Origin of the sequence: Paracidovorax cattleyae, from assembly GCF_900104515.1 — a bacterium.
In the GTDB taxonomy this organism is placed as follows: domain Bacteria; phylum Pseudomonadota; class Gammaproteobacteria; order Burkholderiales; family Burkholderiaceae_C; genus Paracidovorax; species Paracidovorax cattleyae.
Map to the genome: position 1 here is coordinate 1 of NZ_FNJL01000014.1, position 11,650 is coordinate 11,650.

Annotated in this window: 11 protein-coding genes; 5 read left to right on the plus strand and 6 right to left on the minus strand. The window is 66.4% G+C overall.

Translation table 11 applies throughout. The annotated features are described in order from the left end of the window. From BLR05_RS12925 to BLR05_RS25890, 5 genes are all read left to right on the plus strand, one after another. On the plus strand, nucleotides 1-303 hold a 303-nt coding region (locus BLR05_RS12925), incomplete at its 5' end, for a transposase (RefSeq protein WP_143015908.1). Nucleotides 304-467: 164 nt separating this feature from the next. Further along, nucleotides 468-1,001, plus strand: coding sequence for a hypothetical protein (locus BLR05_RS25885; RefSeq protein ID WP_143015909.1), 534 nt, complete (start codon nucleotides 468-470; stop codon nucleotides 999-1,001). Nucleotides 1,002-1,201: 200 nt separating this feature from the next. Further along, the gene (locus tag BLR05_RS12930; protein WP_208606013.1) at nucleotides 1,202-1,435 is read left to right on the plus strand and encodes a hypothetical protein; all 234 of its coding nucleotides are present in this window, start codon (nucleotides 1,202-1,204) and stop codon (nucleotides 1,433-1,435) included. Continuing rightward, the gene (locus BLR05_RS27750; RefSeq protein ID WP_152034229.1) at nucleotides 1,392-1,667 is read left to right on the plus strand and encodes an Imm32 family immunity protein; all 276 of its coding nucleotides are present in this window, start codon (nucleotides 1,392-1,394) and stop codon (nucleotides 1,665-1,667) included. The genes BLR05_RS12930 and BLR05_RS27750 overlap by 44 nt, the downstream gene beginning before the upstream one ends. A 13-nt stretch (nucleotides 1,668-1,680) precedes the next feature. After that, nucleotides 1,681-2,514: a hypothetical protein gene (locus BLR05_RS25890; protein WP_143015910.1), complete on the plus strand. Its 834-nt coding sequence runs from the start codon at nucleotides 1,681-1,683 to the stop codon at nucleotides 2,512-2,514. A 93-nt stretch (nucleotides 2,515-2,607) separates the two neighbouring features. Here the strand turns inward: BLR05_RS25890 and BLR05_RS12935 are convergent, their stop codons facing one another. The 6 genes from BLR05_RS12935 to BLR05_RS12960 form a co-directional block, all read right to left on the minus strand. Then, nucleotides 2,608-3,105 (minus strand): group II truncated hemoglobin, encoded by a 498-nt coding sequence (locus tag BLR05_RS12935; RefSeq protein WP_225978963.1) that lies wholly within the window; start codon nucleotides 3,103-3,105, stop codon nucleotides 2,608-2,610. Between the two features lie 112 nt (nucleotides 3,106-3,217). Continuing rightward, nucleotides 3,218-5,749 (minus strand): ABC transporter permease, encoded by a 2,532-nt coding sequence (locus tag BLR05_RS12940; RefSeq protein ID WP_092834872.1) that lies wholly within the window; start codon nucleotides 5,747-5,749, stop codon nucleotides 3,218-3,220. Nucleotides 5,750-5,868: 119 nt separating this feature from the next. Further along, nucleotides 5,869-6,261: a hypothetical protein gene (locus BLR05_RS12945; protein WP_092834873.1), complete on the minus strand. Its 393-nt coding sequence runs from the start codon at nucleotides 6,259-6,261 to the stop codon at nucleotides 5,869-5,871. A gap of 128 nt (nucleotides 6,262-6,389) precedes the next feature. After that, a complete protein-coding gene (gene fdhD / locus BLR05_RS12950; protein WP_092834874.1) occupies nucleotides 6,390-7,631 on the minus strand; it encodes a formate dehydrogenase accessory sulfurtransferase FdhD in 1,242 nt (413 codons plus the stop codon). A 7-nt stretch (nucleotides 7,632-7,638) separates the two neighbouring features. Next, nucleotides 7,639-9,978 (minus strand): FdhF/YdeP family oxidoreductase, encoded by a 2,340-nt coding sequence (locus BLR05_RS12955; protein WP_092835045.1) that lies wholly within the window; start codon nucleotides 9,976-9,978, stop codon nucleotides 7,639-7,641. Between the two features lie 139 nt (nucleotides 9,979-10,117). After that, a complete protein-coding gene (locus tag BLR05_RS12960) occupies nucleotides 10,118-11,638 on the minus strand; it encodes a methyl-accepting chemotaxis protein (RefSeq protein WP_092834875.1) in 1,521 nt (506 codons plus the stop codon). Between the last annotated feature and the right edge of the window lie 12 nt (nucleotides 11,639-11,650).

Consider the following 11,650-nt stretch of genomic DNA (forward strand, 5'->3'; position numbering starts at 1 on the left):
GGCCACTCGGTGAAGCGGGGTTGGGCGGATCAAGGCTACATGGGCGAGGCGGCAGCAGAGGCCGCACGGGACAACGGCATCGAGCTGCAGATCGTGAAGCTGCCCGAGGCGAAGAAGGGCTTCGTGCTGCTGCCGCGGCGCTGGGTGGTGGAGCGAAGCTTCGGCTGGCTGGCGAGGTTCCGCAGGCTTTCTCGGGATTATGAGCGGCTGCCCGAAGTGCTCAGCGGACTGCATTTCCTGGTGTTTGCAGTGCTCATGTTGCCCGCCGCCGCGCGGGTGCTGGCCGCAGCGGGAAGTTCATAACACCCTCTAGTTGGGATCGCCCCTATAGGAAGATCTGCTTGACTATCGGCGCAATTTAACCTGATTAATTTAATTGGCAATTTCAATTTAGCAAATCAAATCTTCCTCGTTTTTCTTCAAAGTAATACCCGCACCTTAATGCAAAACCCACGGAGTTATTGCAGATGATTTTACAAAGCTTACCACCAACATCAAAGTCTTTTGCAGAAAATAATTCATTCAATGAAAAATTTTTTAAAAATTTAACTACACGCTCACTACAAGCACTCGGAGGTTTAATTACTCATCAATTCTTCAAAGAAAAAGGAAAGATGACCAAAGACACTGATGCCTTAGTACTTCATCAGCTATCAATCTTGATCCAGGACAATCTCCTAGAGTGGGAAAATGTCGGAGCAACCCTGCCAATTAATGGCAGAGGCGATCCCGTCCCCGAGAGCTTCAAGAAAATAGATCAAGAGCTAAACGGCCTAGCGAGCCAAGTGACCGACTACTCAACAGAAATTGGACTGTGCGCCCTTTACACAAGCGATCACAGCGAATCTCGATCTTTTCTCCTACAATTATTAAGCGCAACCAATCTCACAAACCGCGAATCAATTGACGCAGCCATCTTGAATCTTTTACCAAGAGGGGACGGATGGGGACCGACTATTTCACAAGAAGAATACACAATAATAACAAGAAATATTGCGTAATTCGCCAGATACTTTATTTCTATCTTTATTTTTCCGAACACTCACGCTTGAACGGAAAATCGCAGATCGCCGGAATCCCACTCCCTTCACCAATAACCTCTACGAATCTTGAGGTTACTTGAGCTTCAGTGCATACACAGATATGGCCAGGAAAGGTGAAAAATATTCACCCGTACAGAGCGCCGCTACAGGACAAGGATGTGCAAAACAAGATTGACGAGCAAACATTCTTCGAGTCAAACAACGGAGAAGTAAATTTTTGGATTGAACAAGAATCATCAATACATCTAAAAGCAGTCACCAGAGACAGTGATCCTGTAGAGATTTCTGCGGAGGAAGCTATGGAAATTGCCGAGAAGCTTAAAGCATTCGCACTCCAAATTTTGACAAATGAAAATCAACAAATTCCAGCTGTACGCCACATCCAAGGATGATGCAATATCGTTTAAGACTCATGAGATCGCCATATCTGCCGACCCAGACACTTTGCGCAAAATAGGGCTATTTTTCATTAACTCTGCTCACGAAATGGATTTTAATGAAACGGACCACATCCACTTGCAGGACAGGTTTACAGAGTTCTCTCACAAGAAGCATTGCGAGATAGTTCTGATCAACAGGAAAAAAAATAAAACGGCAATGATTTCCGAAATGCCATCAAAGTGAAGAGAGATGACCATTGATAAAAGAGCATACCATTTCCACGCCGCCGTTCCTAACCCAGCTCTACATCGAAGAATTACCGGATCAAGGGCAAATATTTATCAAGAGTTTTATTTTCAGAGTTTCAGGCATCTTGTGCTCTTCGCCGGAGGAAGCTGCTGTACTTGGAACATACGCCCTGGATTTGGAGCAAGAAATCTCCAACATAGCAACCCAAGATCCGATAAGAAACACATTCAAATATGGCCATATTTCATTGCAGGCGATCGCTCCACATATTGCTAATGGAAGCTCATTGCTCGGCTTGCTGAAATCCGAAGAACATAAATTCAAGGTATTGAATGGTCCAGAATTTTTCGATGGCTACGAGGGATATCTAATCAAGTATCAAGATCACGACATTTTCTTCGGCGGCGAAGTATTTTTTGGTTTCCCCCTCAAAGCCCACTTCGTTCAGGTTCCATCTGGCAGCTATGAGAAACATGCTCAAAAGACACTTGCAATATTGAGAAAAGAGTACAGCGCAACTCATCAGCGCGCTTTTACCAATTTCATTGATTCCAATAGCGATAATTTTTTCATCTCCGAAACAGCGCACGAACATATTCCTCTATCAGCCAAAAAAATAATAGCAAGCTTCTTCATAGAAAATAATCTTCTTCGCGACTCGAAAAACCTCAACCGAAGATCATTAGAAATAAAATTCTCCGATCTCAACGAACTAGGCTGGGCAGTAAGCCAGTTCGCAAATAGAAAATGGATCCATACCAAAACCACTCGAAGCGGTAACCCAGACGTTGTGGCATTAAAGCGCGAGCTCGAAAACATCAAGAAAAGATTGGGTGCTTGAAGCCGCCTCCCTCTTGGTGCCCCAAGCGAATCCGGCAGACGGCCCTACAGGAGACAAGGAACTAACATATTGCTGAGCGCAATAGCAGGCCACTCACCCACCCCGATTCCTCATCCAATCCGCCGTCCCCATGAAACTCTCCCGCAGCCTCACCCGGAGCGCCTCGGGCACGCCGGTTTCCCCCATCGCCTGGTCCATGCACGCCACCCACTGGTCGCGCTCCTTGATGCCGATGGAAAACGGCATGTGCCGCATGCGCAGTCGCGGGTGGCCGAAGCGTTCGATATAGTGGTCCGGCCCGCCGAGCCAGCCGCAGAGAAACCAGAAAAGCTTGTCCCGCGCATCGGCCAGGGTGGTGCCGTGCGCGGCGCGCAATTCCTGGTAGGCCGGCTCCAGGTCCATCAGGTCGTAAAAGCGGTCCACGAGGGTGCGCACGGCGGGTTCGCCGCCGATCCAGTCGAAGGGCGTGGCGGCAGGAAGTAGCTGCTCCGCCGCCTCGGCAGAGGCTGTCGGTGACGGGGCCGCAGCGGGAGCGGGATTGGAAACGGAGGCCGGGTCTTGGGGAAAAGAAGAAGGATCGATCATCGTCATCCGCGGACTATGGCACGCCTCGCTGAATCCTCCTGCGGGCCGCGGGCCCTCATCCGGTCGATCCGTGCCCTGCCCTCCTTCTTCTCACTCAATCACTCACTTGTCGATTCAATCACTCCGCCGCCCGCCGCAACGTCTCCACCACCGGCCGCCGCAGCACTTCCCGCAGGCCCCACCACCCCGCAGCCAGCGCCAGCAGCGCCCCCGCAAGGGCCCCAGCCAGGGGCACCCAGAGGGAAGCGGTCCACTGGAAGTCGAACACGTAGCGCGCGAGGGCCCAGCCCACGGCGACGGCGACGGTGCTGGCCAGAAAGCCCGCGAGCAGGCCGATGCCGGCCAGCTCGGCGCGCTGCACCTGGCGCAACAGGCTGGCGCGGGCGCCGACGGCGCGCATGATGGCGAATTCGCGGGCGCGCTCTTCGCGGGTGGCGGTGACGGCCGCGAAGAGCACGACGAGGCCGGCCGCGAGCGTGAAGCCGAACAGGAATTCGACGGCCCGCACCACCTGCCCCAGCACGCGCTGCACCTGGGCCAGGGTGGCGCCCATGTCCACGTTGGTGATGTTGGGGAAGGCCTGCACCAGGTGGTTGTCGAAGCCGGGCGTGGCGGGCGCGCGGTAGGCCGCCAGGTAGGTGACGGGCAGCTCGGGCGGCATGCGGTCGGTGGTGTACATGACGAAGAAGTTGGCGCGCAGGGAGCTCCAGTCCACCTTGCGCAGGCTGGTGACGCGCGCCTCGCTGGCCACGCCGGCGATGTCGAAGCGCAGGGTGTCGCCCGGCTTCAGGCCCAGGGTGTCGGCGATGCCGTCTTCCACGCTGATCTCGCCGGCAGCGCCCTCCGTCCAGTGGCCGGCCACCACGGTGTTGTGTTCCGGCGCCTTCGCGGCGTTGGAAAGGTTGAATTCGCGGTCCACGAGGCGTTTTGCGCGGTCATCGGTGTAGTCCTGCGGGCCCACCTCGCGGCCGTTGATGGCCACGAGGCGGCCGCGGATCATGGGGAACCAGTCGTAGCGGCGCACGCCCGCATCGCGCAGCGCGGCCTGGAAGGCGTCGGCCTGGTCGGGCATGACGTTGATGACGAAGCGATCCGGCGCATCGGCGGGGGTGGCGCGCTGCCAGCTGTCGATGAGGTCGGTGCGCAGCAGCACGAGCAGCACCAGGGCGAGCAGGCCCACGGCCAGGCTGCTGACCTGCACGACGGCATAGACGGGGCGGGCGGCGATCTGGCGCGTAGCCAGCACCAGCCAGCGCGGGGCGGTGGCCTCGTTGACGCTGGCGCGCAGCACCTTGACGGCCAACCAGCCGAGCAGCGCGAACAGCACCACCGCGCCCGCGAAGCCGCCCACGGCGATGAGGCCGAGCTTGCGGTCGCTGCTCACGGCCAGCAACAGTGCGGCGAAGCCGGCCACGCCCACGCCGAGCACGGCGAGCGAAGCGGGCTTGAGGGCGCCCAGGTCGCGCCGGATGACGCGCAGCGGCGGCACGCGGGCGAGTTGCAGCACGGGCGGCAGGCCGAAGGCCATCATCAGGGTGAGCCCCATGCCGAAGCCGAAGGCCACGGGCCAGGGGCTGGGCGCGGGCAAGGTGGCCTCGACGAGGCCGGCGAGCAGCAGCACGAAGACGTGGTGTACCGCATAGCCCAGGGCCACGCCCACGGCGCTGGCGAAGAGGCCCACCAGCGCGAACTCCACCACGTAGCCGCCCGCGATGCCGCGCTGGCTCTGCCCGAGCACGCGCAGCAGGGCGGCGGCGTCCAGGTGGTCGCTGGCGAAGCCGCGCGCGGCCAGGGCGACGGCCACGGCGGAGAGCAGCGCGGCCAGCAGGGCCACGAGGCTGAGGAACTTGCGGGCGCGGTCGAGCGTCTGGCGCATTTCCGGGCGGCCGCTGTCGAGCGACTCCACGCGTACGCCATGGACGCCGGGCGCCTGCACGGCCTCGGCGGCCCAGGCCGTGTATTGCTGCACGGCGGCCGGCGCGTCGCCGGCCACGGCGAAGCGGTAGGTGAGCCGGCTGGCCGGCTGCACGAGGCCGCTGGCGGGCAGGTCGGCAGCGTTCACCATGGCGCGCGGCGCGAAGCTCATGAAGCCGGCACCGCGGTCGGGCTCGATGGCGATGGTGCGCGCGATGCGCAGGCGGGCGTCGCCCAGCAGCAGTGGATCGCCCAGTTTCAGGCCCAGGGATTCCAGCAGTGCAGGATCGACCCAGACCTCGCCGCGCGCCGGGATGTCACGCGTGGACGCCGCAGGCGCACCCGGCGCATCGGCGGTCTGCAGGCTGCCGCGCAACGGGTAGCCGGGCTCCACGCTCTTGAGGGCCACGAGCCGGCTGGCGCCGCCCTGGGCATCGTCCGCACGCCCCATGGTGGGAAAACCGATGGTGGTCACGCCGCGCAGCCCCAGGGTGCGCGCCTTGTCGATGAAGGCCTCGGGCGTGGGCTGGTCGCTGGCGATGACCACGTCGCCGCCCAGCAGCTGCAGTGCGTCCCGCTCCAGCCCGCCCTGCAGGCGGTCGGAGAAGAACCCCACGGAGGTGAGGGCCGCGACGGCCAGGGCCACGGCGACGGTGAGCAGGCGCAGGCCGCCCGCGCGCAGGTCGCGCCGGAGCATGCGCCAGCCCAGCTGGATGAAGGGCGGCAGGGAGGTCATGGGCGGCTACCTTAGCGCAAACGCGGCAGCCCTCCGCCGCGCCGGGGCACCCGGCCTTGCAGGGGCGTGCTGCGCGCCCGTCGTCCAGGAACTCAGGGCCACGGTGGCCGACGCGCCGGTCAGGCGCCGCCGATGCCGACGGTCACCCGGCCGGTGCCGGCGCACTCGGTACAGGGCGCGCCTGCACGCCGGCCCGTGCCGCCACAGGCGGGGCAGAGGTTCTCGCCCGTGCCGGGGGTACCGGGTGCGGCTTCGTCGCCCGGCGCCAGCGGGGGCATGGCCGGGCGTGGATCGCGTCCGCCATGCCCTGCGGGCTGGTCGGATGCGCCCGGCTGCGGCGCCGCGCCGGCCGGGCCGCTGGCCTGCGGCGTCTCATTGTCGAACGCCGCGCCCGGGTCTTCCTCGCCCGCGACCGAAATACCGAAGGACAGCGGATCGCGGCCGGGCCGGCCGCCCGGCGGCTGCGGGCTGGAAGGGGATGGCGGACGGGAATCGGAAGATGGGGTTGCCATAAGGGACGTGCCTCCTGAAGGAAAAGGCGAACCGGAGCGCCAACGCGGCGCCGCAGCCCGTCTCCGGGTCTGGCAATCCGCATGCCCGCGCGCGGCGCCCGCCGTGCGGCAGACAGGTACCGCGCCGTTCAGGAATCCGCGCTGGCGGTGTAGCGCACCGCGCGCGGCGGGCGGCACAGGCCCCAGAGCGCGATGCCGGCCTGGGCCGCCAGGTCCACGGCCAGGGAGGTCGGCGCGGAGACGGTGGCGAGCAGGGGAATGTCGAGCCGGGCGCACTTGCGCACCAGTTCGTAGCTGGCACGGCTGGACATCACGACGAAGCCGTCCTCGCCGGAGCGCCCCTGCAGCGCAAGGCGGCCGATCAGCTTGTCGAGGGCATTGTGGCGGCCCACGTCCTCCAGCAGGTCGGTCAGTTCGCCCTCCGGCGTGGCCCAGGCCGCCGCATGCAGGGCGCCCGCGGTGGCGTTCAGCACCTGCAGGCCCGGCATGGCGGCCACCGCGCGCAGCACCACGCCAGCCGGCAGCGCCGCGGCCCAGGGACGCGTGCGGACGCGTTCGGGCACGAGGTCCAGCGCCTGCAGGCTGTCGATGCCGCACAGGCCGCAGCCCGTGCGGCCGGCCAGCGCCCGACGCCGCTCCTTGAGGCGCGCGTAGCAGCGCGTGGCGATCTCCAGGTGCACCTCGCAGGCCGCGCCCCCGCCGCCGGCCTGCGGGCCGCTGCGCGAGAACACCTCGATGCCGCGGCAGTCCGCGGGCGTGTCGATCAGCCCCTCGCTGAGCGCGAAGCCCAGGGCGAAGGCCTGCAGGTCCGAGGGCGTGGCCATCATCACGGCGTGCGAGAGACCGTTGAAGACCAGAGCGACGGGCACTTCCGACGCCACGGCATCGTCCTGCCAGGCCAGGGCACCCGCAGGCGGTGCCCCGGCAGCGCCCGGCGTGTTGCCGGACGCCCCGGCATGGCGCTGCACGGCACGCGCCACCACAGGCTCCGGCACGGGCGCGGCTGGCGCCCCATCGCCCTCGCGATCCTCGTCGCCCCGTGCATCCGGGCCACCGGCAGCGGCCGGCATGGTGCATGCATCGGCCACCCCATGGGCCACCTCATCGGCCGCCCTGCCGGCCGCCCGCACGCGCCCGGCCTCGGTGAGACGGGCCAGCCAGCGGTCGCCATCCTGGGCCACGCGCACCCATCCCGGCCCCGGTATGCCGCCCAGCACGGCGTCGCCGAGCAGGTGCAGGCGGCGCAGCACGGCGCTGCCGGGCTGCTCCAGGCGCTTGGCGAGGCGCGGCAGGGACACGCCCTGCGGCGCATCCAACTCGGCGAGCGCCGCGAGCAGCGCAGCGGTGAAATCGTCGTCCGGAACGGCCAAGACGGGCTCAGACGGCGGCGAGCGCCACTTCGGCGGACGGGCCCGTGACCGCGGTCTCGGCCCCGGCGGCGCTGGGTACCAGCACGACAGGGATGGACTTGGAGGTCGGCGTGCCCGCGTTCAGCGCCACGGACGACAGCGGCACCAGAGGGTTCGTCTCGGGGTAATAGGCGGCGAGGTTGCCGCGCGGGATGTCGTAGCCCACCAGCTTGAAGCGGTCGGCGCGCCGTTCCTGGCCATCGCTCCACACGGTCTGGATATCGACCCAGTCGCCGTCCTTCATGCCCAGCGCGCGGATGTCCTCGGGATGGATGAAGACCACGCGGCGCTGGCCATAGACGCCCCGGTAGCGGTCATCGTGGCCGTAGATGGTAGTGTTGTACTGGTCGTGCGAACGCGTGGTGAGCAGCGTGAACACCACCGTGTCGCGCGTGCGGGCGCGGGCCTGGTGCACCGGCGTGTCCTGCGGCACCGGGTGGGCCACGAAGACGGCCTTGTGCGCCTCGGTGTTCCAGATGCGCTCGCTGGCCGTGTTGCGCAGGCGGAAGCCGCCCGGCACGGCGATGCGCTGGTTGAAGTCCTTGAAATCGGAGAACACCTGCTCGATTTTGTCGCGGATGCGGGCGTAGTCCTCGATGAGCCAGAGCCAGGGGACGCGGCTGCGCGCGCCCAGCGTGGCCGCGGCCAGCCGCGCGACGATGGCGGGCTCGGACAGCAGGTGCCCGGACGCCGGCGGGTTGATGCCCACGGAGATGTGCACCATGCTCATGGAGTCCTCCACCGTCACGCCCTGCGGCCCGCCGGCCTGCATGTCGACCTCGGTGCGGCCCAGGCAGGGCAGGATCAGCGCCTCGCGTCCGTGAACGATGTGGCTGCGGTTGAGTTTGGTAGTCACGTGCACCGTGAGGTCGCAGCGCTGCAGCGCCTTCCAGGTCTCGTAGGTATCCGGGGTGGCGGCGGCGAAGTTGCCGCCCAGCGCGAAGAACACGCGCGCCTTGCCGTCCAGCATGGCCTGGATGGCCTCCACCGTGTCCACGCCGGGCTCTCGCGGCGGCTCGAAGCCGAAGACTTCCTGCAGCCGGTCCAGCAGCGCGGCCGGGGGCTTCTCCCAGATGCCCATGGTGCGGTCGCCCTGCACGTTGCTGTGGCCCCGCACGGGGCACGGCCCGGCGCCGGGGCGTCCGATGTTGCCGCGCAGCAGCAGCCAGTTGACGATCATCTGGATGGTTGCCACCGAGTGCATGTGCTGGGTGATGCCCATGCCCCAGCAGGCGATGACGCTGCGGGCCTGGCGATAGACCTCGGCGGCGGCGCGGATCTGCGCCTCGGACAGGCCCGACTCCTGTTCGATGAGCACCCAGGATTCGGCCCGCAGGTCTGCCAGCAGCGCCTCGATGCCGGTGGTGTGCTCCCGGATGAAGGCATGGTCCAGCACGCCGCCATCGCGGTCCTCGGCCTCCACCAGATGCTTCATCATGCCCTTGACCACGGCGAGGTCGCCACCCACGCGCACCTGGAAGTAATGCGTGCTGATCGGCGTGGAGCCCAGGGTGGCCATTTCCATCTTGCTCTGCGGGTCGGCGAAGCGCTCCAGGCCGCGCTCGCGCAGCGGGTTGAAGCTCACGATCTGGGCACCGCGCTTGTGGGCCTCGCGCAACTCGCCCAGCATGCGCGGGTGGTTGGTGCCGGGGTTCTGGCCGAAGATGAAGATCGCGTCGGCCTGCTCGAAATCCTGCAGCGTGACCGTGCCCTTGCCCACGCCGATCTGCGGGCGCATGGCACTGCCGCTGGGCTCGTGGCACATGTTGGAGCAGTCGGGAAAATTGTTTGTGCCGTATTCGCGCACGAACAGCTGGTAGAGGAAGGCGGCCTCGTTGCTGGCCCGGCCCGAGGTGTAGAAGATGGCCTGGTCGGGGTCGGGCAGCGCGTTCAGGTGCCGGGCGATGAGCGCGAAGGCGTCGTCCCAGGCGATCGGCACGTAGCGGTCGCTCGCGGCGTCGTACACCATGGGATGCGTGAGGCGGCCCTGGTCTTCCAGCCAGAAGTCGCTCTGCGCGGCCAGCCCGGCCACCGTATGCCGCGCGAACAGCTCGGGGCCGGCGCGCCGCGCCGTGGCTTCAGCCGCCACGGCCTTGGCGCCGTTCTCGCAGAACTCGAAGGTGGAGGCATGGTTGCGGTCCGGCCACGCGCAGCCGGGGCAATCGAAGCCGTCGGGCTGGTTCGCCGAGAGCAGTGTCTTGGCGCCCTTGAGCGGGATGTCCTGACGCAGCAGGGTGTTCTTCACGCTGTTGAGCGCCCCCCAGCCTCCCGCCGGGCCTTTGTAGAACTCGATCTTCTGTTCGCTCATCATGGTCTCCTTGGAATGCAATCATCGCGGATGGAGGCGGCGCGGCCGCCGGAACCGCGCCGGACGCATCGCCCGGAGGCTACGCCCGATGGCCCGGCCCTTGCCAGCGACGGGTTATCGCGGCACCGGTGATGCAGGCTCATGCGGGCGTCCGGAATTTCGCGGCCGCGTCGGCCAGCCCCGCCGCCTGCTCGCGCATGCGCAGCGCCGCCGCCGCGGCCTGCTCGACCAGGGCGGCGTTCTGTTGGGTCATCTGTTCGATGCGGCCGACGCCTTCGTGGATGCCTTCGATGCCCTGGCTCTGCTCGCCGCTCGCCGCAGCGATGCCTTCGATCAGCTGCGTCACGTCGCCGATGGAGCCGGCGATCCCCTGCATGGACGTGCGCGCCGCATCCACGAGGCCGCTGCCGCCGTCCGCCCGCTCCACCGAGGCCGCGATCAGCGTGCGGATCTCCCGCGCCGCGCCGGCCGAGCGCTGCGCGAGGGCGCGCACTTCGGCCGCCACCACGGCAAACCCCCGGCCCTGCTCGCCCGCCCGAGCAGCCTCGACGGCCGCGTTCAGCGCGAGAATGTTGGTCTGGAAGGCGATGCCGTCGATGATGCCGATGATGTCGTGGATGCGGTGGGCATCCTCGCGCATGCCGGCCATGGTCTGCACCACGCGCTCCACGGCCTCGCCGCCCTGTGCCGAGGCCTGCGACACCCCGCCCATGAGGCTGTTCACCTGCCGGGCGTGCCCGGCGTTCTGCGCCACCGTGGCCGTGAGCCGCTGGAGCGCCGAAGCCGCGGCATTCAGTTCGCCCGCCTGCCGCTCGGTGCGCGAGGCCAGGTCGCCGTTGCCCTCCGCGATCTCGCGCGTGGCCACGCGCAGCGACTCGGCACCCTGGCGCACCTGCGTGACCAGGCCGGTGAGGCCCACGCCGATGCCGTTGATCGCCTGCAGCATCTGGCCCACCTCGTCGCGGCGATCGACGTGCATCTGCGTGGTGAGGTCGCCCGCAGCCACGCGCCGGGCAGCGGCGCAGCCCTCGGCCACGGGCCGGGTGATGCCGCGCCGCGCGAGGGCATGGACCAGGGCCGCGACGACCGGCGGCAGGGCCACCGACACCGCGAACCAGGCCGGCTGCAGCGGCGGCAGCAGTGCCCACGCCACGGCTCCGATCGCGTACTGCGCGGCCACCACCGACAGCGCCAGGCGCGCCGCCGCCCCCAGCGCGGGCATGCCGCTGACGTCCAGCCCCACGTAAAGCACGCCCACCACCTGGCCCGCCGCATCGCGGACCGGGTCGTAGCGCGTCAGGTTCTGCAGTCCGAACACCGTGGCGTAGCCGGCATACGCGTGCCCTGCGGCCAGCGCGCGGTAGGCGGGATGGGAGCGGTCCAGCAGCGTGCCCACGGCCCGCTCGCCGTCCTGCTTGCGCACCGATGTGGCGATGCGCACGAAGTCGTCGCCCTGGCGGGCGAACACCGTGGCACGCACGCCGGTCTGCGCGGTGAAGCGGTCGATCGCCGCGAAGTCGCCGTTCAGGACGCGGCCGCCGCAGCGCAGCACGGGCGGCTGGCCCGCAGGGGCGGGCTGCAGCTCGAAGCCGCCCTGGTGGATGGCGGCCAGGGCGCGCGCCGCCGCGCGGATCCGCCGCGCGAGGCTTCCGGGCAGCATGCCGGGCCCTCG